The organism is Stenotrophomonas sp. FR012 (assembly GCF_047520565.2).
In the GTDB taxonomy this organism is placed as follows: Bacteria; Pseudomonadota; Gammaproteobacteria; order Xanthomonadales; family Xanthomonadaceae; genus Stenotrophomonas; species Stenotrophomonas sepilia.
Map to the genome: position 1 here is coordinate 1 of NZ_JAXBQL020000012.1, position 21,235 is coordinate 21,235.

General features: G+C 67.0%; 22 protein-coding genes. 12 read left to right on the forward strand and 10 right to left on the reverse strand.

Features of this window, described 5'->3' with window-relative positions; genetic code table 11:
• Window positions 1-347: 347 nt before the first annotated feature.
• The 5 genes from eda to zwf form a co-directional block, all read right to left on the reverse strand.
• A complete protein-coding gene (gene eda, locus ACM0O9_RS16755; RefSeq protein ID WP_049429315.1) occupies window positions 348-1,007 on the reverse strand; it encodes a bifunctional 4-hydroxy-2-oxoglutarate aldolase/2-dehydro-3-deoxy-phosphogluconate aldolase in 660 nt (219 codons plus the stop codon).
• A 205-nt stretch (window positions 1,008-1,212) separates the two neighbouring features.
• Window positions 1,213-3,129: a phosphogluconate dehydratase gene (edd, locus tag ACM0O9_RS16760; RefSeq protein ID WP_235649971.1), complete on the reverse strand. Its 1,917-nt coding sequence runs from the start codon at window positions 3,127-3,129 to the stop codon at window positions 1,213-1,215.
• Between the two features lie 58 nt (window positions 3,130-3,187).
• The gene (pgl, locus tag ACM0O9_RS16765; protein WP_049413491.1) at window positions 3,188-3,910 is read right to left on the reverse strand and encodes a 6-phosphogluconolactonase; all 723 of its coding nucleotides are present in this window, start codon (window positions 3,908-3,910) and stop codon (window positions 3,188-3,190) included.
• A complete protein-coding gene (gene glk, locus ACM0O9_RS16770; RefSeq protein WP_005416128.1) occupies window positions 3,907-4,914 on the reverse strand; it encodes a glucokinase in 1,008 nt (335 codons plus the stop codon). Before glk ends, pgl begins: the two co-directional genes overlap by 4 nt.
• Complete coding sequence (gene zwf / locus ACM0O9_RS16775) at window positions 4,911-6,347, reverse strand: glucose-6-phosphate dehydrogenase (RefSeq protein WP_005416129.1); 1,437 nt, start codon at window positions 6,345-6,347, stop codon at window positions 4,911-4,913. The genes glk and zwf overlap by 4 nt, the downstream gene beginning before the upstream one ends.
• 352 nt (window positions 6,348-6,699) lie before the next feature.
• On the opposite strand from zwf, the gene ACM0O9_RS16780 reads away from it, so the two are divergent.
• Window positions 6,700-7,782, forward strand: a complete 1,083-nt coding sequence (locus ACM0O9_RS16780; RefSeq protein ID WP_065179413.1) for an ABC transporter ATP-binding protein — start codon at window positions 6,700-6,702, stop codon at window positions 7,780-7,782.
• Between the two features lie 113 nt (window positions 7,783-7,895).
• Here ACM0O9_RS16780 and ygfZ read toward each other — a convergent pair whose 3' ends face one another.
• Window positions 7,896-8,771, reverse strand: a complete 876-nt coding sequence (ygfZ, locus tag ACM0O9_RS16785; RefSeq protein WP_065179414.1) for a CAF17-like 4Fe-4S cluster assembly/insertion protein YgfZ — start codon at window positions 8,769-8,771, stop codon at window positions 7,896-7,898.
• Between the two features lie 39 nt (window positions 8,772-8,810).
• Here ygfZ and ACM0O9_RS16790 point away from each other — a divergent pair, with 39 nt between their 5' ends.
• The 10 genes from ACM0O9_RS16790 to ACM0O9_RS16835 all read left to right on the forward strand — a co-directional run bounded on the left by ACM0O9_RS16790 (window position 8,811) and on the right by ACM0O9_RS16835 (window position 15,842).
• The gene (locus ACM0O9_RS16790) at window positions 8,811-8,981 is read left to right on the forward strand and encodes a DUF1674 domain-containing protein (RefSeq protein ID WP_005409075.1); all 171 of its coding nucleotides are present in this window, start codon (window positions 8,811-8,813) and stop codon (window positions 8,979-8,981) included.
• Between the two features lie 56 nt (window positions 8,982-9,037).
• On the forward strand, window positions 9,038-9,430 hold the full coding sequence (gene sdhC, locus ACM0O9_RS16795; RefSeq protein ID WP_005416132.1) for a succinate dehydrogenase, cytochrome b556 subunit: 393 nt from the start codon (window positions 9,038-9,040) through the stop codon (window positions 9,428-9,430).
• Window positions 9,427-9,813 (forward strand): succinate dehydrogenase, hydrophobic membrane anchor protein, encoded by a 387-nt coding sequence (gene sdhD, locus ACM0O9_RS16800; protein ID WP_005409077.1) that lies wholly within the window; start codon window positions 9,427-9,429, stop codon window positions 9,811-9,813. Before sdhC ends, sdhD begins: the two co-directional genes overlap by 4 nt.
• 31 nt (window positions 9,814-9,844) lie before the next feature.
• Window positions 9,845-11,635 (forward strand): succinate dehydrogenase flavoprotein subunit, encoded by a 1,791-nt coding sequence (gene sdhA / locus ACM0O9_RS16805; RefSeq protein WP_014036803.1) that lies wholly within the window; start codon window positions 9,845-9,847, stop codon window positions 11,633-11,635.
• A gap of 66 nt (window positions 11,636-11,701) precedes the next feature.
• Window positions 11,702-12,487 (forward strand): succinate dehydrogenase iron-sulfur subunit, encoded by a 786-nt coding sequence (locus ACM0O9_RS16810; protein WP_005409079.1) that lies wholly within the window; start codon window positions 11,702-11,704, stop codon window positions 12,485-12,487.
• A 98-nt stretch (window positions 12,488-12,585) separates the two neighbouring features.
• Complete coding sequence (locus ACM0O9_RS16815; RefSeq protein ID WP_005416134.1) at window positions 12,586-12,834, forward strand: FAD assembly factor SdhE; 249 nt, start codon at window positions 12,586-12,588, stop codon at window positions 12,832-12,834.
• Complete coding sequence (locus ACM0O9_RS16820) at window positions 12,785-13,234, forward strand: hypothetical protein (protein WP_065185207.1); 450 nt, start codon at window positions 12,785-12,787, stop codon at window positions 13,232-13,234. The genes ACM0O9_RS16815 and ACM0O9_RS16820 overlap by 50 nt, the downstream gene beginning before the upstream one ends.
• Before the next feature lie 23 nt (window positions 13,235-13,257).
• On the forward strand, window positions 13,258-14,499 hold the full coding sequence (locus tag ACM0O9_RS16825) for a lipoprotein-releasing ABC transporter permease subunit (protein WP_005416136.1): 1,242 nt from the start codon (window positions 13,258-13,260) through the stop codon (window positions 14,497-14,499).
• A complete protein-coding gene (gene lolD, locus ACM0O9_RS16830; protein WP_032954095.1) occupies window positions 14,492-15,205 on the forward strand; it encodes a lipoprotein-releasing ABC transporter ATP-binding protein LolD in 714 nt (237 codons plus the stop codon). The genes ACM0O9_RS16825 and lolD overlap by 8 nt, the downstream gene beginning before the upstream one ends.
• Before the next feature lie 187 nt (window positions 15,206-15,392).
• A complete protein-coding gene (locus ACM0O9_RS16835) occupies window positions 15,393-15,842 on the forward strand; it encodes a DUF6491 family protein (RefSeq protein ID WP_065179417.1) in 450 nt (149 codons plus the stop codon).
• 74 nt (window positions 15,843-15,916) lie between these two features.
• Here the strand turns inward: ACM0O9_RS16835 and ACM0O9_RS16840 are convergent, their stop codons facing one another.
• The 3 genes from ACM0O9_RS16840 to ftsY form a co-directional block, all read right to left on the reverse strand.
• Window positions 15,917-16,186: an oxidative damage protection protein gene (locus ACM0O9_RS16840; protein ID WP_005416139.1), complete on the reverse strand. Its 270-nt coding sequence runs from the start codon at window positions 16,184-16,186 to the stop codon at window positions 15,917-15,919.
• A 5-nt stretch (window positions 16,187-16,191) separates the two neighbouring features.
• A complete protein-coding gene (mutY, locus tag ACM0O9_RS16845) occupies window positions 16,192-17,316 on the reverse strand; it encodes an A/G-specific adenine glycosylase (RefSeq protein ID WP_235649970.1) in 1,125 nt (374 codons plus the stop codon).
• An 84-nt stretch (window positions 17,317-17,400) separates the two neighbouring features.
• Window positions 17,401-18,681: a signal recognition particle-docking protein FtsY gene (gene ftsY / locus ACM0O9_RS16850; RefSeq protein WP_164093464.1), complete on the reverse strand. Its 1,281-nt coding sequence runs from the start codon at window positions 18,679-18,681 to the stop codon at window positions 17,401-17,403.
• Window positions 18,682-18,810: 129 nt separating this feature from the next.
• Here ftsY and ACM0O9_RS16855 point away from each other — a divergent pair, with 129 nt between their 5' ends.
• Complete coding sequence (locus ACM0O9_RS16855; protein ID WP_065185205.1) at window positions 18,811-19,110, forward strand: hypothetical protein; 300 nt, start codon at window positions 18,811-18,813, stop codon at window positions 19,108-19,110.
• Between the two features lie 207 nt (window positions 19,111-19,317).
• On the opposite strand, the gene htpG is transcribed toward ACM0O9_RS16855, so the two are convergent.
• Entirely contained in the window at window positions 19,318-21,210 is a 1,893-nt protein-coding gene (gene htpG, locus ACM0O9_RS16860) for a molecular chaperone HtpG (RefSeq protein ID WP_235649969.1), read from the reverse strand.
• Window positions 21,211-21,235: the final 25 nt, after the last annotated feature.

The window sequence follows — 21,235 nt, forward strand, 5'->3', positions numbered from 1 at the left end:
CTCCAGCAACTGTTCGGGCGGATCAAGGGAGATTCCGGCGTGGGCGCCAAGCTACAGGGCGATCGTCGCGATCCTGGCTACGGATCGTCGAGATCCGGGCTCGTACGGCGGCCCACGCCGGCTCTCGACACCTACGCTGACAGATTTCCATCAGATAAGACTCGGGCGCGCCATCCATGGCGCTTACGCCCCTGCGCAATCCCTCCGCAGGGCCACCGACAGTTTCCGTGCGCCGCCACCGCGGAATGAAGATTGAAGAGCAGGAGCGGGTCGCGCGCTGTGCGCGCTCGCAACCTGGGGTCGGATCCCTTTCCCGGCGGGAAAGGGCTCTGACCCCGATCTTCATGTCAGTGGCCGCGCACGCGCTTGATGATCTTCGCGGCGTCGGCGGCGCTGGCGCGCACCTTGTCCCATTCGCCGTCGGCAATCCAGTTGCCCGGCACCATCCACGAACCACCGATGCAGACCACGTTCTTCTGCTCGAGGTACTCGGCGGCGGTGTTCTCGGTGATGCCGCCGGTCGGGCACAGCTTGAGGTCGGCAACCGGGCCGGCCAGTCCCTTGATCATCGCCAGCCCGCCCACGGCTGTGGCCGGGAACAGCTTGCACACGCGGAAACCGCGGGCGTAGAGCGACAGCAGCTCGGTCGGCGTCGCCGCACCCGGCACCACCGGCAGCGGCGCAGCGGCAAGTGCATCAGCCAGCGCCGGCGGCGTCCCCGGGGTCACCAGGAAGTCAGCACCCGCATCGATCGACTGCTGCATCTGCTCCACGGTCAGCACCGTACCGGCGCCCACCACCACGTCCGGCAGCTCGCGCTTGAGCATTGCCAGCGCTTCCATCGCCACCGGCGTGCGCAGCGTCAGCTCGATCGCCGGCAGACCACCTTCCAGCAGCGCCGCACTGACCGCTCGCGCCTGGTCCAGCGTATGAATCGTCACCACCGGCAGGATGCCCGCCGCATGCAACAGCTCCGCCGCCTTCACCTGATGTTGTTCGATACCCATGCTTTTGCCCTTGCCTTTGCTCTTCTTGATTCAGTGGCCGCAGCGCAAATGACGCGCCGGGAATTGTCCAAGGGCAGTAGAGCGCCCTGGCCGGGACTGTGAGCGGCATGAATGCCGCGATCGAGCCCCCATGAATGGGTTTACGGCGTGTCCCGGCCAGGGCGCTCTACTGCCCAAGCCGGGAAGCCTGCCGCGGCTTTTCGCGTCAGGCGTCTTTCGCCTCATGCGGCGCCGCCGCCGCTGCGGCATCGTGCCCCAGCTCATACTCCGCGTCGTACTCCCACGGCCCGCCATCGGCCGCCGCCGGCCCGCACGAAATCGAAATCGCGCCCTGGTCGGCCGGGCCCACCACGCGACGGTTGATCGCGAACAGGTTGCGGCCCAGGTCATGCGCGGCCGGCGCGGTGTTCGGCGCCAGCGGACGTGCTGCCCATTCCGCCGCGTCCACCAGCACTTCCAGCGTGCCGGCCTCGCCGTCGAGGCGGATCATGTCGCCCTCGCGGACCTTGGACAGCGGGCCACCACGCGCCGCTTCCGGCGTCACATGGATGGCCGCCGGGATCTTGCCCGACGCACCGGACAGGCGGCCGTCGGTGACCAGCGCCACGCGCCGGCCCTGGTTCTGCAGCAGGCCCAGCAGCGGTGCCAGCGAATGCAGTTCGGGCATGCCGTTGGCACGCGGGCCCTGGTAGCGCACCACCGCCACGAAGTCCTGCGGCAGCAGGCCACCGGCGTGCAGCTTGTTCAATACCTGCGGTGCATCGACCACCACCGCAGGTGCTTCGATCGTCCGGTACTGCGGTTTCACCGCCGACAGCTTGATCAGCGACTTGCCGAGGTTGCCACGCAGCAGGCGCAGGCCACCCTGGTGCTCGAACGGATTGTCGACGCCACGAACCACTTCGTCATCGGCGCTGTGTTCCAGGCCCGGCAGGTAGACCAGCCGGCCGTCACGCAGTTGCGGCTCGCGCGCATAGTCGGACATGCCGCCACGCGCGACGCTGACCAGATCGCCGTGCATCAGGCCCGCCTTGATCAGCTCGCCGAACACGAAGGCCGGGCCGCCAGCGGCCGCGAAACGGTTCACGTCGGCCTCGCCGTTCGGGTAGACACGGGCCAGCAGCGGAATCAGCTGCGACAGTTCGTCGAAGTCGTCCCAGGTCAGCACGATGCCGGCCGCACGCGCCACCGCGATCCAGTGGATGGTGTGGTTGGTCGAACCGCCAGTGGCCATCAGCGCGATGACCGCGTTGATGATCGCGCGCTCGTCGATGATCCGGCCCAGCGGGCGGAAATCGTCGCCCAGTGCGGTGATGTCCAGCGCGCGTTCGGTTGCCTCGCGGGTCAGGGCGTCGCGCAGCGGCGTGCCCGGATTGACGAACGATGCGCCCGGCAACTGCACGCCCATGGCTTCCAGCAACACCTGGTTGGAGTTGGCCGTGCCGTAGAAGGTGCAGGTGCCCGCACCGTGGTACGACGCGGACTCGGCTTCCAGCAGCTCTTCGCGGGTGGCCTCACCGGCGGCGTAGCGCTCGCGCACTTCGGCCTTCTGCTTGTTCGGGATGCCCGGGGTCATCGGGCCGGCCGGTACGAACACCGCCGGCAGATGGCCGAAGGCCAGCGCACCGATCAGCAGGCCCGGCACGATCTTGTCGCACACGCCGAGGTAGACGGTGGTATCGAACATGTCATGGCTGAGGCCGATGGCCGTGGCCTGGGCAATGACATCGCGCGAGAACAGCGACAGCTCCATGCCACCACGGCCCTGGGTGACACCGTCGCACATCGCAGGGACGCCGCCGGCGACCTGCGCGGTGGCGCCCAGCTCGCGGGCGATGTCGCGGATCTGTTCGGGATAGGTCTCGAACGGCTGGTGGGCCGACAGCATGTCGTTGTAGGCGGTGATGATGCCCAGGTTCGGCGTCACGCCGCCGCGCAGGCGGCTCTTGTCGGTGCCGCCGCAGGCGGCGAACCCGTGGGCGAGGTTGCCGCAACTCAGGCGGCTGCGGAACGGGCCCTCACGCAGGGAGGCATCGATCGCGGCCAGATAGGCGGCGCGCGAGGCGGCGCTGCGGCGGATGACGCGCTCAGTGATGGCTTGCAGTTGAGGATGGAGGCTCATTGGCTACCGGCGTTCATGGTGGCGAGAGGCAAGCGGCGGCACGGCGCCGCCGCCGACATCAATCAGCCCAGTGGACGCGCAGGCGCGCGCCTTCCAGGTTGATCGCATTGAGGATCGGGTACTGCTGGGCGTCGTTGCTGTCCAGCGCCTGGCGCAGTACCTGCAGCTTCTGCTTGCCACGCAGCAGCAGCAGGCGCTGGCGGCACTGGCGCAGGCCGTGCGGGGTCAGCGTGATGCGCAGCGGCCACTGGTTCGCGCCTGGGCAGCCGGTGGCATCCAGCGCGGCATAGGGCAGGGTGCTTTCCAGTGCGCGTGCGAGGTCTTTCGAGCCAGGGAACAGCGAGGCGGTGTGCCCGTCGTTGCCCATGCCCAGCGCTACCAGGCTCGGCGGCTGGCTGTGCTGCGCCTGCAGGTTGGCGGTGTACACGCATTCGGGCAGTGGCTTGCCGATCCGTACCAGCGGATCGAAGTGGGCGCCCTCGGTGCGCTTGAGTAGGTGCTCGCGCACCAGCCAGGCGTTGCTGTCGCGATCCTGCGGCGACAGCCAGCGCTCGTCGGCCAGGCTCACTTCAACCCGGTCCCAGTGCACGTCCAGCTCGGCCAGTGCCTGGTAGACCGGGGCCGGCGTGGTGCCGCCGGACAACAGGATGCGGGCGCGGCCCACTTCATTGATGTCGTGGTTGAGGGTGCGTGCCATCTCAGCGGCCACCGCTTCGATCCAGCCGTCGGCGTCGCCGTGTTGGATGAACTCGATGCGATCGTCGTGGAAGCTGGGGTTCATGCGGCAACTCCTGGTGCGTCACGTTCGGCGTCGGTGGCATAGGCGGCGGCGCCCAGCAATCCGGCGTGGGGATGCATCACTGCCAATGAGGGCACGCGCGCCATGATCGAGGAGAAGCGGCCCTTGTGTTCGAAGCGCTGGCGGAAACCGGAGTGCTGCAGCGAATCGAGCATCTTCGGGGTCAGGCCGCCGGTCAGGAACACGCCATCCCAGGCGCCCTGGGTGAGCACCAGGTCACCGGCGATGGCGCCGAACACGGCGCAGAACACGTCCACGGTGCGCATTGCCTGCGGATCACCGTGCAGGGCGCGGGCGGTCACGTCCACCGGCTGCAGTTGGCCCGGGTCGATACCGGCCATCTCGCACACGGCGCGGTGGATGTTGACCAGGCCGGGGCCACAGATCAGGCGCTCGTTGGAGACGCGGCCGAACTGTTCGGACAGGATCTCGAGGATGCGGATCTCTTCCGGAGTTCCCGGCGGGAAACTGACATGGCCGCCTTCGGTTTCCAGCGGATAGCAGCGGCCGTGGCGCATGATCAGGCCGCCCACGCCGAGGCCGGTACCCGGCCCGATCACTGCGTAGTTGCGCGGCTGGCCCGGCTTACCCGGAACCCAGGCGGCACCGCCGACCTGGACGACGTCCTCGGGCTGCAGCAATGAGATCGCCATCGCCTGTGCGGCAAAGTCGTTGATCAGGTGCAGTTCGTCGAAACCGAGCATCGCTGCGGTGCGGTTGCGCGAGATCACCCACGGATGGTTGGTGATGCGCGCTTCATCGCCATCAACGCGACCGGCCACTGCGAACACGCCGCGGCTTGCGCTGGCGCCGATCTGTTCCAGGTGGTGGCGCGCCGCATCACCCAGCGAAGGGAACTCCGCCACCGCGTATTCGCGGATGCTGTCCTTCCGCAGCGGCGCGTCCTGCGAGGTATCGGCCAGGGCGAAGCGGGCGTTGGTGCCGCCGATGTCGGCCACCAGCACCGGCTGCGAGCTGGCGCTCATGCCGACGCTCCGCTGTCCGGTGCGTCCACGCCCTGCGGCAGGAACTCGCCGGCATTGCTCGGGCCCCATTGGCCGGCGGGGTAGGGCTCCAGCGGCAGCTTGGCGTCCTTCCACGCGTCGGCGACGCTGTCGATCCAGGCCCACGCTGCACGCACTTCGTCGTCGCGCACGAACAGCGTGTGATTGCCATTGAAGGCATCCAGGAACAGGCGCTCGTACGCGATGCGGCGATGCAGGCCGGTTGGCACTGACAGTTCCAGTTCCAGCGGATGCAGTTCCAGCGCGCCCCATTCCGGGCCGGCCAGGCTGCTCATCAGGCCCAGTTCGATGTTTTCCTGCGGCTGCAGCTGGAACACCAGGCGGTTCGGTGCGGCCTGCGCGCGCTGCGGGCGCTCGAACAGCCAATGGGTGACCGGCTTCAGCGTGACCACCACGCGGGTGGTGCGCTCGGGCAGGCGCTTGCCGGTGACCAGATGGAACGGCACGCCGCTCCAGCGCCAGTTGTCGATATGCGCGGTGACACCGGCGAAGGTTTCCACGTCGCTGCCTTCCGGCGGCTGGTAAGCCTGCGCCGGCTGGCCGTTGATGGTGCCAGCGGTGTAGCGGCCGCGGATGCTGTCACGCGCGGCGTGCTTCGCGTCGAGCGGGCGAAGGGCGCGCAGCACCTTGACCTTCTCGTCACGGATGCGGTCGGCTTCCAGCGACGCCGGCGGCTCCATCGCCACCATGCACAGCAGCTGCAGGATGTGGCTCTGCACCATGTCGCGCAGCGCGCCGGAGCGGGCGTAGTAGGCGTCACGGCCGTCCACGCCTTCGCTCTCGGCCACCAGGATGTGCACCGATTCGATGTAGTTGCGGTTCCACACCGCTTCCAGCAGCGTATTGCCGAAGCGCAGCGCGATCAGGTTCTGCACTGCCGCCTTGCCCAGGTAGTGGTCGAGGCGGAACACGCGGTCCTCGTCGATCCACTGGCCGATGGTGCTGATGATTTCCTCGGCGCTCTCGCTGTCGCTGCCGATCGGCTTCTCCAGCATCAGGCGTGCCGGCGCGGCGAGGGCGCCGCCCTTGGCCAGGCCTTCGCAGGTGGAAATGTATAGGCCCGGCGGAATGGCGAGGTAGCTGACGCACTTGCGGTGCACCAGGTCGGAGACCGCAGCGGCAACCGAGTCGACGTCGCGCAGGTCCACCGAACGGTAGTCGATGCGGCGCAGCAGGGCAGCGATGTCGTCCTGCGTGGCCATCGGCATGGCCTGCTGCAGGCGCGGCCGCAGGATGTCATGGAAGGCTTCGGTGTCATGCCCGGACAGGGCCAGTGCGCGGATGCGGAAGTCCTCCGGCAGCAGGCCGTCGCCAAGCAGGCGAAGCAGCGAAGGGAACAGGTAGCGCTGGGCCAGATCACCTGTGGCACCGAACAGGAAGAGGGTGTCGTGCATCGCTCGAGTTTCAGATCCGGGTGACATCGTTGTCAATCGCTTCATGGCTGGGTTCGGGGGACATCCGCGCAACTGCCTGTCCGAGGTTCGTCAGGGGCGATCTCCGGGGTTGCGGAAGACCGTTCCATTCGAAACCACTACCTCGGCGGAACCTTCGTTCAACCGCCGACGCAGATCGGTGCGCACCGATCATCGGATAGTGCCACGTGAAAACGTTTACATGGCAGAATGGGCAACTGTATTCGATTGCAGTGCTCGCCGTCATGCGGCAGGCGCGCAATCATCACTGCCATCGGGAGGGCCGAGGCAGTCCCAAAAGACAGCCCGGCTTCGGGCGGACCGGATAGGTGATATGGCAAAAGTGCAGTTGCAGGGTGTGCGCAAGGTCTATGACAACGGCCAAGTCGCGGTGAAGGACGCCACCTTCGAGGTCGCCGATGGCGAGCTGATGGTGCTGGTCGGTCCGTCCGGCTGTGGCAAGTCGACCCTGTTGCGGATGGTGGCGGGCCTGGAAGAGATCAGCGGTGGCACGCTGACCATTGGTGATCGCGTGGTCAACGACGTGGCGCCGAAGGATCGCGACATCGCCATGGTGTTCCAGAGCTACGCGTTGTATCCGCACATGACCGTGGCCGAGAACCTGGCCTTCGGCCTGAAGCTGCGCGGGCATGACAAGGCAACCATCGACAAGCGCATCGCCGAAGCCGCGCAGACGCTGGGCCTGACCGAGATGATGGACAAGCTGCCCAAGGCGATGTCCGGTGGCCAGCGTCAGCGCGTGGCACTGGGCCGGGCGCTGGTGCGCGAGCCGGCGGTGTTCCTGCTCGACGAGCCGCTGTCCAACCTCGACGCCAAGCTGCGCCACAGCGTGCGCACCGAGATCGCGCAGCTGCACCGCAAGCTGGGCACCACCATGATCTACGTGACGCACGACCAGGTTGAAGCGATGACCCTGGGCCAGCGCATCGTGGTGCTGAAGGACGGCATCATCCAGCAGATCGATACCCCGATGGCGCTCTACGACCGCCCGGCCAACCTGTTCGTGGCCGGTTTCCTCGGCAGCCCGGCGATGAACGTGCTGCGCGGCACGCTGCAGGGCGATGCCGGCGGCGTGAGCGTGGTCGACGGCGAATGGCGTGCCCCCCTGGGCCAGGCGACGATCGATCCGGCATGGCTGCAGAAGCCGATCGCGGTGGGCGTGCGCCCGGAGCACCTGCAGCCGGCGGCTGCCGATGATGCGCATGCATTCACCGCGCGCATCGAAGGCATCGAACCGGTCGGCAACGAGATCTTCGTCAACATGAGCAGTGGCCAGCACGCGCTGACCATGCGCGTGGCACCACAGTCGCTGCCAGCAGTGGGCGAGCAGATCCGCGTGGCGATTCACCCGCAGGGCCTGCACTTCTTCAACGCAGAGAGCGGCGAGCGGCTCTGATTCTGTAGAGCCGAGCCCATGCTCGGCTACTTCGTTGCAGTGCGGACCAACGGTCCGCACCTACCGGGTCGGTCAGTAGATCCACGCCATGCGTGGATGAGGGCGCGTCAGATTCAGCGGGCCAGGCCATCCAGCAGCGGCACGCGCTGCGCAATGGCATCACCCACCTGCAGCTCGGCGTCGCCAGCCTCCAGCGGCAGCACCGCCAGCGCCAGGTCACCGGCTACGCTGGCGATCGTGCCCAGCGTCGCGCCGTCCTGCAGCACGCCATCGCCGGCCTGTGCCGGTGCCGCAGTATGCAGCAGCTGCACCGCGCGCTTGGCCTTGCCGAGGAAGTGGGTGCGGGCGACGATTTCCTGGCCCGGGTAGCAGCCTTTCTTCACGCTGTAGCCATTCAGGCGGTCCAGGCCCAGCTGCTGCGGGGTCCACACTTCGCGCTGGCTTTCGTCCAAGCGCGGCAATCCGTAGCGCAGGTCGGCCTGGCGCCAGGCGAGGGCGAAGGCGGCCTCATCGGTTTCGCTGCCGGATGCAACGGCAGCCGCCGCCCCGATGCGCAGGGTGCGCGGCAGGGCGTCGCTGCCCAGGTCCAGCTCCCAGCCGTCACCTGCAGCGAGCGCGATCGCGGCGCCGCTGGCAGCCTCGGGCGCAGTGAACGCACCGGCCACGGCCAGATCGCTGCGCACCTGTACCTGCACCTTGCGACGGAACACGAAGCGCTGCAGTTGCGACGCAATCTCATCGGCATCGCCGTCGGCCAGCACCAGCATCACGTGATCGTCGGCCAGCCGGAGCAGCTGGAACACTGCCAGGGTGCGGCCCTTGGCAGTCAGCCAGGCGCTCCACTGCCAGTGCAGCAGGGGCAGGGCGGTGACATCGCTGCTGAATTGGGCGTGGGCGAAGGCGGCCGCATCCGGGCCCTGCAGGCTCAGCAGCTGGTGGCCGGGCAGGCGCGGATATCCGACGAAAGCAGGGGGCAGGTTGTCAGGCACGTGAACGAGGTCTAAAATTTGTGCGTTGCGAGACCGAACATGATAGGCCAAACAACCCCCACTCCCGACGACGAATCTGAAGCCCCGCTGGTCCCTGCGGCACCCGTGCCCGTGGAACAGGAAAAAGCAGAGGAATTCGGCGGCCGCGGCGGACTTGATCCGGTGCGGTATGGCGATTGGGAGAAAAACGGACGCTGCATCGATTTCTGATCAGCATTGAGCCAACGCGGCCGCGTGCCGCCCAGCCGAGACAACGAGCCCAGCGAATGGCGACCAGACAACGCCCACTTTCCCCGCACCTTCAGGTGTATCGCTGGCAGATTCAGATGGCCACCTCGATCCTGCATCGAGCCACTGGCATCTTTCTGTCTGTTGGTGCCCTCATCATCGCTGCCGGCCTGCTGGCCCTGATGATGGGGCCCGAGTCCTGGAACTGCTTCACCGGCCATGCCGGGGCCTGGTATGGCCGCGTGTTCCTGTTCGCGTGGACATGGTCGTTCGCCTATCACCTGTGCAATGGCATCCGTCATGTAGTGCAGGACTTCGCCATCGGCTTCAGCATCCCTGCCTTCATCCGCAGCAGCTGGCTGTCGGTCATCGGCAGCCTGGTGATCACCCTGCTGGTGTGGGCCTATGTGATGTTCGGAGGTGCCGCGTGAGCAAGTTCCGTACCCCGCTGAAGAACGTGCGCGGCCTGGGCTCGGCCAAGACCGGCACCGAGCATTTCGTGCACCAGCGCCTGACCGCCGCCGCGCTGGTGGTGCTGGGCATCTGGTTCCTAGTCTTCGTACTGGGCCTGCTGGGCTCGGATTACGCGACCGCCGCCGCCGCCGTGGCCAAGCCGTGGAATGCAGTGCCGCTGATCGGCCTGCTGATCGCCATGTTCTGGCACGCGCAGCTCGGCATGCAGGTCGTGCTGGAAGACTACATCCACGAATCGCTGCTGGCCCTGGTGCTGCAGACCGCGGTGAAGTTCGTCGCCGTGCTCGGCATGATCGTCAGTGTGTTTGCGGTGGGCCGCATCGCCCTCGGCGTTGCCTGAGCCCAGGCACCTACACAGGAATCCAGATTAGATGTCCGCTTACAAGATCACCGAACACAAGTACGACATGGTCGTGGTCGGCGCCGGCGGTGCCGGCCTGCGCGCCACGTTCGGCCTGGCCGCCAAGGGCCTGCAGACCGTGTGCCTGACCAAGGTCTTCCCGACCCGTTCGCACACCGTCGCCGCCCAGGGCGGTATTTCGGCCGCACTCGGCAACATGGGCGAGGACGACTGGCGCTACCACTTCTTCGACACCATCAAGGGTTCGGACTGGCTGGGTGACCAGGACGCCATCGAGTACATGTGCCGTGAGGCCATCCCGGCCATCATCGAACTCGAACACTACGGTGTGCCGTTCTCGCGCACCGCCGAAGGCAAGATCTACCAGCGTCCGTTCGGTGGCATGACCACCAAGTACGGCGAAGGCCCGGCGGCGCAGCGTACCTGCGCGGCGGCCGACCGTACCGGCCACGCGATGCTGCACACCCTGTACCAGCAGTCGCTGAAGCACGATGCGCGCTTCATGATCGAGTACTTCGCGCTCGACCTGATCTTCGACGACGAAGGCGCCTGCCGCGGCGTGCTGGCCCTGGACATGTCCGATGGCACGCTGCACCTGTTCCGCGCCCAGGGCGTGGTGCTGGCCACCGGCGGCTACGGCCGTGCCTACTTCAGCGCTACCTCGGCGCACACCTGCACCGGCGACGGTGGCGGCCTGGCCATGCGTGCCGGCATCGCCATGCAGGACATGGAGTTCGTGCAGTTCCACCCGACCGGCATCTACGGCGCCGGCTGCCTGATCACCGAGGGTGTCCGCGGTGAAGGCGGCATCCTGCGCAACAGCAGCGGCGAGCGCTTCATGGAGCGCTATGCACCGCACTACAAGGACCTGGCCTCGCGCGACGTGGTCAGCCGTTCGATGACCATCGAGATCCGCGAAGGCCGCGGCGTCGGCGAGCACAAGGATCACATCCTGCTCGACCTGACCCACCTCGGCCCGGGCGTGATCGACGAGAAGCTGCCGGGCATCGCCGAGAGCGCCCGCATCTTCGCAGGCGTCGACGTGCACAAGCAGCCGATCCCGGTCATTCCGACCGTGCACTACAACATGGGCGGCATCCCGACCAACTACCACGGTGAAGTGGTGCAGAAGGTCGGCGACAACGACAACGCCGTGGTGCCGGGGCTGTACGCCATCGGCGAAGCGGCCTGCGTGTCCGTGCACGGCGCCAACCGCCTGGGCTCGAACTCGCTGCTCGACCTGGTGGTGTTCGGCCGTGCGGTGGCCAACCGCTGCGCCGAGACCATCAAGCCGGGCGCCGCGCACAAGCCGCTGCCGGCCGATGCCTGCGACAAGGCGCTGGGCCTGCTGGACAAGCTGCGCCACGCCAACGGCGATACCCCGACCTCGGTCATCCGCGACCGCATGCAGCGCACCATGCAGGCCGACGCGGCCGTCTTCCGCACCAGCCAGACGCTGAAGGAAGGCTGCGAGAAGATGGACAAGATCTTCGACTCGTTCCAGGACGTGAAGGTCTCCGACCGTTCGCTGGTCTGGAACTCGGACCTGATCGAGACCTACGAGCTGAACAACCTGCTGCTCAACGCGGTGGCGACGATCAACTCGGCCGAACAGCGCAAGGAAAGCCGTGGTGCGCATGCGCACGAGGACTATCCGGACCGCGACGACGTCAACTGGCAGAAGCACACCCTGGTCAGCGTCGACGAGAAGGGCAAGTGCAGCTTCGACTACCGTCCGGTGCACATGTACACGTTGACCGACGACGTGTCCGTGGTGCCGCCGAAGCCGCGCGTGTACTGATCCGACCCCGCCTACCATGCAATCCGCGCCCACGGGCGCGGGCCGCCTGAGCCAACGAGAGCAGCCATGGCCGAGTTTTCACTCCCCAAGAATTCCAAGATCACGAAGGGCAAGCACTTCCCCGTCAAGAACGGCGGCAAGAATGTGCGCACCTTCAAGATCTACCGCTGGAGTCCGGACGACGACAGCAACCCGCGCACCGATACCTATGAAGTCGATCTGGACGCCTGTGGCCCGATGGTCCTGGACGCCCTGATCAAGATCAAGAACGAGATCGACCCGACCCTGACCTTCCGCCGCTCCTGCCGCGAAGGCATCTGTGGTTCGTGCGCGATGAACATCGACGGCACCAACACCCTGGCCTGCACCCGAGCCATCTCGGACTGCGGCAAGAAGGAAGTGCCGATCTACCCGCTGCCGCACATGAACGTGGTCAAGGATCTGGTTCCGGACCTGACCCACTTCTACGCGCAGTACGCCTCGATCAAGCCGTGGATCCGCACCCAGACCCCGGCACCGCCGGACCGTGAGCGCCTGCAGTCGCCGGAAGACCGCAAGAAGCTCGACGGCCTGTATGAGTGCATCCTGTGCGCCTGCTGCTCGACCAGCTGCCCGAGCTACTGGTGGAACGGCGAGCGTTACCTGGGCCCGGCGATCCTGCTGCAGGCCTATCGCTGGATCATCGACTCGCGCGATGAGGACACCGGCGCGCGCCTGGACGATCTGGAAGATCCGTTCAAGCTGTACCGCTGCCACACCATCATGAACTGTGCCCGGACCTGCCCGAAGGGCCTGAACCCGGCGCTGGCAATCGCCGAGATCAAGAAGCTGATGATGGAGCGCCGCGCCTGATACAGGCCTGGCAGTACCCGGTGGAGCCACGCCACGCGAGGCTGCACCACCCAGTAGAGCCACGCCATGCGTGGCTTTGCTGTATCTGGAGAAGCACGATGGAAGACGATGTCCTGCTGAAGAAGCTGCGCTGGCGCTGCCGCCGCGGCATGCGAGAACTGGACCAGCTGTTTGGCCGCTACCTGGACCACGAATGGCGCACTGCGCCGACCGAAGAGCGCGAGGTTTTCCTGTTCCTGCTCGACTGCGAGGACGATAAGTTGTGGCGCTGGTTCATGGGCTATGAGGCCTGCCCGCATGCGCACGCGATCCCCCTCATGCAGAAGATCCTCGCCCTCAAGCCTTGAGTGGCGCCCCTCGCGGCTGCAGGCCGCCGCCCAGGTCGTGGTGCTGCTGGCCGCCCCCTGGTTGCTGCGTGCCTCCGATCTGCCTGCGCGGCTGCTGATGCCCGCGCTGCTGCTGGCCTGGGGCGTCGGGTTGGCCGAACTGGCCTGGCGCCAGCGCCGGCCGCGCGTGCAGGTGCTTCTGCCTCCGCTTCCCGGGCCACTGCAGGTGGCCGGGCGGGACGTCGATACGCCAAGGCTGGTGGTGCGTGGCCCATGGCTGTTGTTGCTGTGGTGTGAGGATCGGCGCCGCCGGCGCCTGCTGTTCTGGCCGGATGTGCTCGATTCCGGGCAGCGACGTGAACTGCGACTGGCCGTGGCCGCACGCAGCGTTTCCCGTCGGCCCCGGTCGATGGCACCATAAGCTGAATTGACCGGCGTGCCTGCATGTTCAAACCCATTCCCGTGGCCATTGGCCTGCGCTACCTGCGCGCCAAGCGCCGCAACGGCTTCATCTCCTTCATCTCGATGGCATCGATCCTGGGCATCGCGCTTGGCGTTACGGTGCTGATCACCACTCTGGCGGTGATGAGCGGTTTCCAGAAGGAAATCCGCAGTCGCCTGCTGCAGATGACCGCACACACCACCATCAGCCGTGACGGTGAACCGATGCCGGACTGGATGCGCGTGGTCGATGTCGCCCGCAAGGATCCGCGCGTGGCGGGTGCCGCGCCGTACATCGAGATCCAGTCGATGATCAGCGGCCCGCGCGTGCAGGGTGCGATCATCCAGGGCATCGATCCGGCCCTGGAGCCGAACGTCTCGGTGATCGACAGGAAGGTCACCAAGGGCAGCTATGACAGCCTCAAGCCGGGCAGCTTCAACCTGCTGCTGGGCAAGGAGCTGGCGATCTGGCTGGGCGTGGACGTTGGCGACCAGGTGCTGGTGACTTTTGCCGAAGTGCAGGGTACGCCTGCCGGTGCAGTGCCACGGATGAAGCGCTTCACCGTCAGCGGCATCTTCGAGGCCGGGTACAACGAGGTCGATCGCGGCGTCGGCTTCGCCAACATGCAGGACCTGGAGCGTGTTCTGCGTAGCGACGGCGCCACCGGCGTGCGGCTGAAGCTGCACGACATGGACCGTTCGCTGGAAGTGGGCGTGGACCTGGCGCAGAGCCTCGGTGGCGCCTATCGCGTGAGTGACTGGACGCAGCAGAACGCCAATCTCTACCACTCGCTGCGCATGGAGAAGGTGGTGATGGGCATCCTGCTGTCGCTGATCATCGCCATGGGGGCCTTCAACCTGGTGTCCTCGCAGGTGATGCTGGTGACTGACAAGCAGGCCGACATTGCCATCCTGCGCACCCTGGGCCTGACCCCGGGCGGGGTGATGCAGGTGTTCATGGTGCAGGGCTCGTTGATCGGCATCTTCGGCACGCTGGCCGGCCTGATCGGTGGCATCACCCTGACCCTCAACCTGGAACGCATCCTCGGCGCCATCGAGAGCGTGTTCAACGTCAAGCTGCTGCCGGAGGACGTGTACTACATCACCGGCCTGCCGACCGACATGCAGACCGGCGACGTGGTGGCGATCACAGTGGTCGCGCTGCTGATGAGCTTCCTGGCCACCCTGTATCCCGCCTGGCGGGCAGCACGCACCCAGCCGGCGGAGGCCCTGCGTTATGAATAAGGTCGTCAACCGCGGCGATGAAGTGATCCGCGCCGAAGCGCTGGGCAAGACCTATGCCGAAGGGCGCATGCAGACGCCGGTGTTCGATGGGCTGGACCTGACCGTGACTGCTGGCGAGACGGTGGCGATCATCGGTGCCTCCGGTGCCGGCAAGAGCACGCTGCTGCACCTGCTGGGCGGCCTGGACATTCCGACTGCCGGCGAAGTGTATGTGACCGGCCAGCGCATGTCGGCGCTGTCGGATACCGCGCGCGGTCTGCTGCGCAACCAAGCGCTGGGCTTCGTCTACCAGTTTCATCACCTGCTGCCGGAATTCACCGCGCTGGAAAACGTGATGATGCCGGTGCTGCTGGCCGGCACCGCCGTGGCCGAGGCGAGCAGCCGGGCGACCACGCTGCTGGAAGCGGTCGGCCTCGGCCATCGCCTGGACCACAAGCCGGGCGAGCTGTCCGGCGGCGAACGCCAACGTGCCGCAGTGGCGCGTGCGCTGGTCAACCATCCCGCCTGCGTGCTCGGCGACGAGCCGACCGGCAACCTGGATGACCGCACCGCCGGCACCGTGTTCGAGCTGATGCTGGAACTCAACCGCGCGCGCCATACCAGCCTGGTGCTGGTGACCCACGACCGCAGCCTGGCGCGGCGCCTGGACCGGGTGCTGGAGCTGCGCGAAGGGCGCCTGCACGCGCTGGCCCACGCCGACGTCTGAGCGCTGGGACCGCTTTGGTAGAGGCCGGCCTTGGTCGGCTGCTCCTGCAGGGCAAGCGCCAACCAAGGTTGGCGTCTACCGTGGTCCGGCCAGTAGCCGCCGACCGGCGGCTGAATGGGGCGCGAGCCGTCGCGCCGGCGTTGCCAGGCCAGGCGCATGATGGCGACAGTTCCCCGAGGAGATCGCCATGAAGACCCCGATCCTGATGGCCGGACTCTGCCTGGCACTGGCCGCCTGTGCGACGACCGGCCGGCTCAGCAGTACCGAAAAACTGGATCTGTACCGTGCCCACGCCGGCGCGCCGCAGAACGACATGCAGTTCTTTGGCAGCCTCAATGGCTGGACCGAGCTGGGCGACAGTGCGCTGGCGGTGTGGACCCGTCCCAGCGAAGCCTATCTGCTGGAGTTGAATGGTCCCTGCCAGGACCTGCCGTATGCGACCGCCATCGGTCTGACCAGCAGCATGGGCCGTGTGTCGTCGCGCTTTGACAAAGTGCTGGTGCGCGACCCCACCGGCGGCCCGCGCCTGCCGTGCTTCATCAACAGCATCCGCAAGCTGGATGTGAAGGCGCTGCGCGCGTCCGAGCAGAAGCTGCGCCAGGCGCAGGTGCAGGAGCGCGAGGAAAACGCGAAATAGCGCGGTAGTGCCGGCCGCTGGCCGGCATCGCGCAGATGCCAGATTGCCGGCCATCGGCCTGCACGACCTGCCTGTCAGGTTTCCGGGGTGAAGCCGGCCGGCTTTTCCGCGTCCTTCTCGAACAGGAACTTGACCAGTTCGCCTTCAAGGAACGCACGATGTTCCGGCGTGCGCGGCGACAGCCGGTTCTCGTTGATCAGCATGGTCTGGTGGGCCAGCCACGCGGCCCAGGCCTGCTTGCCGATGTTGTTGAAGATGCGCTGGCCCAGCTCGCCGGGGTAGGGCACGAAGTCCAGGCCCTCGGCATCGCGTTGTTCGTACTGGCAGAAGACGGTTCGGGGCATGGCATTCACTCGTGGTTACGGGGTTTGCTGGAATTTCGTTTCGGCGTCTTGATCGTGGCGCCGTCGAGCAATTTGCGGATCGGTGCAGGCAGGCCCAATGCGGGTAGCTCGTCGTTGGCGACCCAGCGCAGCGTGGGTTCTTCCACACGCAGGCCGCGCACCTTCCGTGACAATACCTGCAGGTGCAGCCTGTAGTGGCTGAAGGTGTGCTGCAGCACCGGCAGTTCCTCTGCATCTTCCAGCGAGCCGTCGACATGTGCGTCGAACCAGTCCTGCAGGTCGCTGCCGGCCTCGGCCTGCGGCAGCGTCCACAGCTGCGCCCAGATGCCGGTGTCCGGCCGCTTCTGCAGCAGCACGCGTTGCTGGGCGTCGCGCAGCAGCAGGGCGACCGCTTCGCGTTCGGGCAGGGTCTTGCTGGGCTTGGGCGTGGGCAGTTCAGCGGTGCGGCCTTCGCGCCGCGCCACGCACTCGTCCTGCAGCGGGCAGATCACGCAGGCCGGCTTGGCCCGGCTGCATACCGTCGCGCCCAGATCCATCTGCGCCTGGGTGTAATCGGCCATACGCCCGGCCGGCACCTGCGCGACGTGCGCCTGGGCAATCGCCCACAGTTGTTTCTCGATGGCCGGCAGGCCGGGAAAGCCGTCGATGCCGTGGTAGCGGCTGAGCACGCGCTTGACGTTGCCGTCGAGAATCGCGAACCGATCGTTCCATGTCTGGCTGAGGATCGCACCGGCGGTGCTGCGGCCGATGCCGGGCAGGGCATGCAATGCATCGAAATCGCGCGGCAGGTCGCCGTCGTGCAGTTCCACGCAGCGCTTTGCGGCGGCATGCAGGTTGCGTGCGCGGGCGTAGTAGCCGAGCCCGGCCCACTGCGCCATCACCGCGTCATTGCTGGCGGCGGCGAGCTCGGGCAGGGTTGGGAAGTGCTGCAGGAACCGATGGAAGTACGGGATGACCGTGGCCACCTGGGTCTGCTGCAGCATGATCTCCGACAACCAGACCCGATAGGGGCTGCGCGGGTGCTGCCAGGGCAGGTCATGGCGACCGTGGTCGTCGAACCAGTGCAGCAGGCGGGCGACGAAGTCGTCTTCCTTGGCAGTGTCGGCGCTGGCGTGCGGCTGGCGGGGCATGAGTGTTCCGGAAGGAGGCAGCCACCCATGGGGTGGCTCTACCAGATCGCAGTAGAGCCACGCCATGCGTGGCTGCACGGTGTATCAGGCGCCCAATGCTTCGGGCAGCAGGGCGTCGACGAAGGCTTCCGGGTCGAATACACGCAGGTCTTCCGGGCGCTCGCCAATGCCGGCGAAGCGGATCGGAATGCCGAACTCGCGGGCCAGTGCGAACACCACGCCGCCCTTGGCGGTGCCGTCCAGCTTGGTCACCACCAGGCCGGTCACGTTCACTGCGGCATTGAACTGGCGCAGCTGCGACAGCGCGTTCTGGCCGGTGGTGCCGTCGATCACCATCAGCACTTCGTGCGGGGCGGTGGGGTCGATCTTGCCGAGCACGCGGCGGATCTTGCCCAGCTCGTTCATCAGCCCGGACTGGGTGTGCAGGCGGCCGGCGGTATCGGCGATCAGCACCGAGGTGCCGCGGGCCTTGCCGGCCTGCAGCGCGTCGAATGCCACCGAAGCGGCATCGGCGTTCTGCCCCTGCGCAACCACGGCCACGCCGTTGCGCTCGCCCCAGGCCTGCAGCTGGGCCACGGCGGCGGCGCGGAAGGTATCGCCGGCAGCCAGCATCAGGCTGTGGCCGTCATCCTTGAAGCGCTTGGCCAGCTTGCCGATGGTGGTGGTCTTGCCGACGCCGTTGACGCCGACGGTGAGCACTACGAAGGGCTTGGCATTGCGGTCGATCACCAGCGGCTTGGCCACCGGCTGCAGGATCGCGATCAGCTCGGCGCGCAGCGCGGCCAGCAGCGCATTGGCGTCGGTGAACTCGCGCGACTTCATGCGCTTGCGCAGGCCCTCGACCAGATCGGTGGTGGCGCCCACGCCGACGTCGGCGGTGATCAGGGCGGTTTCCAGCTCGTCCAGCAGATCGTCGTCGAGCTTGGGGTTGCGCGAGAACAGGCCGCCGAAGCTGCGCGCGATGACGCTGTTGCGCAGGCGCTCGCGCCAGCCGGGCTTGCCGGCGGGCGCCGGAGGGGCATCCACCAGCGCAGGCAGGTCGGTGGCCGGGGCGGTGGGTTCCTCGGCCGGAATGACCGGAGCCAGAGGAGCCAGCACAGCGGCCGCAGCGAGCGCTTCAGCCTGGACGTCCTCGGGCGCGGTGGCCGGCTGCGCAGCTGGCACGGCAGGCACTTCGGCGACCGGGGCCGATTCCGGTGCAGGTGCGGGTGCATTGGCTTCGACCACCGCGGCGGTGGGTGCGTCTTCGGCCGGGGCGGCCGACGGGAACGCCGCCGCCAGCTCTTCAGCCGAGTAGTGCTGGGTCTTGGAGGCCTCCGTGGTGGGGGCATCCTGGGGCTTCTTGCGGCGGAAAAAACTGAGCATTGGCAAAAGGCGCTGAAATCAGAGGGATATGCTACCACTCGGGCCTGTCGGGCCGATGTGGACTCAAGGTCGCGGCCGGCCGGCCGTTAACCGGTCCGGAGGGTTGCGCGGAGCGGCCCGGAGACCGCCATGAACAACGTGATGGGAATCGCCCTCGGCGGGATGCGTGCGGCCCAGCAGGGCGTGCAGGTGGCAGCGCACAACGTGGCCAATCTGGCCACCCCCGATGCGCAGCGCCTGCAGTTGCAGCGCGGTGCCACTGGACAGGGTGGGGTGCAGGCCTCGGTGACTGCCGCCGGCGCTGATGTCGGTGCACCGCTGGGAGATCTGCTGGCGGCGAAAGCCGAGGTGGTGGCCTTCGCCGCCAATGCCTCGGTGATCCGCCGCCAGGACCCGTTGCTGGGTTCGCTGCTGGATCGGGAAGCCTGAGCCCCCTCGGCAGGCGCGAACCGCCGCCCCTGTTGGGTGCCAACCCTGGTTGGCATGCTTGACCCGCCCTGGCAGGTGCCAACCTTGGTTGGCACGCAGACCCCGTTCTGGCAGATGCCAACCTTGGTTGGCACGCTTTTGGGGCGCCAACCAAGGTTGGCCTCTACCAAGGCACCGCTGGGCCATGCCCGGCGACCACCGCCTCGATCAGGCCGACAGCTCCAGCAGCAGCTTGTTCAGGCGCGCCACATAGGCACCCGGATCCTTCAGGCTGTCACCGGCGGCCAGCGCGGCCTGGTCGAACAGCACCCGGCCGAGGTCGTCGAAGCGCGCGCCATCGGCTTCGGCGTCGAGCTTGGCGATCAGCGGATGGCCCGGGTTGATCTCCAGCACCGGCTTGCTGTCCGGCACCTTCTGCCCGCTGGCTTCCAGGATCTGGCGCATCTGCAGGCCCAGGTCCTGCTCGCCGATGGCCAGCACCGCCGGCGAATCGGTCAGGCGGTGCGACACGCGCACCTCGGCCACTTCGTCACCCAGGACCGTCTTGAGCCGCTCGACCAGGCCCTGCTTGTCCTTTGCTGCCGCTTCCTGTGCCTGCTTGTCCGCATCGGTTTCCAGTGCGCCCAGGTCGAGATCGCCACGGGCGATGTCGACGAAGCCCTTGCCGTCGAAATCGGTCAGGTAGCCCATCAGCCACTCGTCGATGCGGTCGGTCAGCAGCAGCACTTCCACGCCCTTCTTGCGGAACACTTCCAGGTGCGGACTGTTGCGCACCTGGCTGTAGCTCTCGCCGGTGAGGTAGTAGATCTTGTCCTGGCCTTCGGTCATGCGGCCGATGTAATCGGCCAGCGACACGCTCTGCGCATCGCCGTCGCCACGGGTGGAGGCGAAGCGCAGCAGGCCGGCCACCTTCTCGCGGTTGTTGTAGTCCTCGGCCGGGCCTTCCTTCAGCACCTGGCCGAACTCCTTCCAGAACGTGGCGTACTGCTCGGGCTTGTCGGTGGCCAGCTTCTCCAGCATGTCCAGCGAACGCTTGGTCAGCGCCGATTTCATCGAATCGATGACCGGGCCGGACTGCAGGATCTCGCGCGAGACGTTCAGCGACAGGTCGTTGGAATCGACCACGCCCTTGATGAAGCGCAGGTACAGCGGCAGGAACTGCTCGGCCTGGTCCATCACGAACACGCGCTGCACGTACAGTTTCAGGCCCTTGGGCGCATCGCGGTGGTACAGGTCGAACGGCGCGCGGCCGGGCACGTACAGCAGCGAGGTGTACTCCAGCTTGCCCTCGACCTTGTTGTGGCTCCACGCCAGCGGGTCGCTATGGTCGTGCGCTACGTGCTTGTAGAACTCGGTGTACTCGGCGTCGCTGATCTCGGTGCGCGGGCGGGTCCACAGCGCGCTGGCGCGGTTGACGGTCTCCCACTCGACGGCGGCGCCTTCTTCGCCACCTTCCTTCGGCATCTGGATCGGCAGACCGATGTGGTCCGAGTACTTCTTGAGGATGCTGCGCAGGCGCCAGCCATCGGCGAAGTCGTGCTCGCCGTCCTTCAGGTGCAGCACGATGCGGGTACCGCGCTCGGCCTTGTCGACGGTGGCCACTTCGAAATCGCCTTCGCCATGCGAGCTCCAGCGCACGCCTTCGGCCGCAGCCAGGCCGGCGCGGCGCGAGGTCACTTCCACTTCGTCGGCGACGATGAAAGCGCTGTAGAAGCCGACGCCGAACTGGCCGATCAGCTGCGAATCCTTCTTCTGGTCGCCGGACAGCTGCCGCAGGAAGTCGCCGGTGCCGGACTTGGCGATGGTGCCGAGGTGGGCGATGGCTTCGGCGCGGCTCATGCCAATGCCGTTGTCTTCGATGGTGATGGTGTGGGCGGCGGCGTCGAAGCTGACGCGCACGCGCAGCTCGCTGTCGCCTTCCAGCAGCGCCGGCTGGGTCAGGGCCTCGAAGCGTAGCTTGTCGGCGGCGTCGGCAGCGTTGGAGACCAGCTCGCGCAGGAAGATTTCCTTGTTGGAGTACAGCGAGTGGATCATCAGCTGCAGCAGTTGCTTGACTTCGGTCTGGAAGCCAAGGGTTTCGGTCTGGGTGGTCTCGGTCATCGATAGGGCTCCATGTGCAATGCCG

Excerpts from the sequence above, each read along its gene's own strand:
- ACM0O9_RS16780 (WP_065179413.1), top strand. The coding sequence starts at position 6,700 with ATGGCAAAAGTGCAGTTGCAGGGTGTGCGCAAGGTCTATGACAACGGC.
- ACM0O9_RS16840 (WP_005416139.1), bottom strand. The coding sequence starts at position 16,186 with ATGCCCCGAACCGTCTTCTGCCAGTACGAACAACGCGATGCCGAGGGC.
- lolD (WP_032954095.1), top strand. The coding sequence starts at position 14,492 with ATGAATAAGGTCGTCAACCGCGGCGATGAAGTGATCCGCGCCGAAGCG.
- mutY (WP_235649970.1), bottom strand. The coding sequence starts at position 17,316 with ATGCCCCGCCAGCCGCACGCCAGCGCCGACACTGCCAAGGAAGACGAC.
- ACM0O9_RS16815 (WP_005416134.1), top strand. The coding sequence starts at position 12,586 with ATGGAAGACGATGTCCTGCTGAAGAAGCTGCGCTGGCGCTGCCGCCGC.
- ACM0O9_RS16820 (WP_065185207.1), top strand. The coding sequence starts at position 12,785 with ATGCGCACGCGATCCCCCTCATGCAGAAGATCCTCGCCCTCAAGCCTT.
- ACM0O9_RS16855 (WP_065185205.1), top strand. The coding sequence starts at position 18,811 with ATGAACAACGTGATGGGAATCGCCCTCGGCGGGATGCGTGCGGCCCAG.
- glk (WP_005416128.1), bottom strand. The coding sequence starts at position 4,914 with ATGAGCGCCAGCTCGCAGCCGGTGCTGGTGGCCGACATCGGCGGCACC.
- edd (WP_235649971.1), bottom strand. The coding sequence starts at position 3,129 with ATGAGCCTCCATCCTCAACTGCAAGCCATCACTGAGCGCGTCATCCGC.
- ACM0O9_RS16790 (WP_005409075.1), top strand. The coding sequence starts at position 8,811 with ATGATAGGCCAAACAACCCCCACTCCCGACGACGAATCTGAAGCCCCG.
- ACM0O9_RS16810 (WP_005409079.1), top strand. The coding sequence starts at position 11,702 with ATGGCCGAGTTTTCACTCCCCAAGAATTCCAAGATCACGAAGGGCAAG.
- eda (WP_049429315.1), bottom strand. The coding sequence starts at position 1,007 with ATGGGTATCGAACAACATCAGGTGAAGGCGGCGGAGCTGTTGCATGCG.
- htpG (WP_235649969.1), bottom strand. The coding sequence starts at position 21,210 with ATGACCGAGACCACCCAGACCGAAACCCTTGGCTTCCAGACCGAAGTC.
- sdhA (WP_014036803.1), top strand. The coding sequence starts at position 9,845 with ATGTCCGCTTACAAGATCACCGAACACAAGTACGACATGGTCGTGGTC.
- ftsY (WP_164093464.1), bottom strand. The coding sequence starts at position 18,681 with ATGCTCAGTTTTTTCCGCCGCAAGAAGCCCCAGGATGCCCCCACCACG.
- sdhC (WP_005416132.1), top strand. The coding sequence starts at position 9,038 with ATGGCGACCAGACAACGCCCACTTTCCCCGCACCTTCAGGTGTATCGC.
- ACM0O9_RS16825 (WP_005416136.1), top strand. The coding sequence starts at position 13,258 with ATGTTCAAACCCATTCCCGTGGCCATTGGCCTGCGCTACCTGCGCGCC.
- pgl (WP_049413491.1), bottom strand. The coding sequence starts at position 3,910 with ATGAACCCCAGCTTCCACGACGATCGCATCGAGTTCATCCAACACGGC.
- ACM0O9_RS16835 (WP_065179417.1), top strand. The coding sequence starts at position 15,393 with ATGAAGACCCCGATCCTGATGGCCGGACTCTGCCTGGCACTGGCCGCC.
- zwf (WP_005416129.1), bottom strand. The coding sequence starts at position 6,347 with ATGCACGACACCCTCTTCCTGTTCGGTGCCACAGGTGATCTGGCCCAG.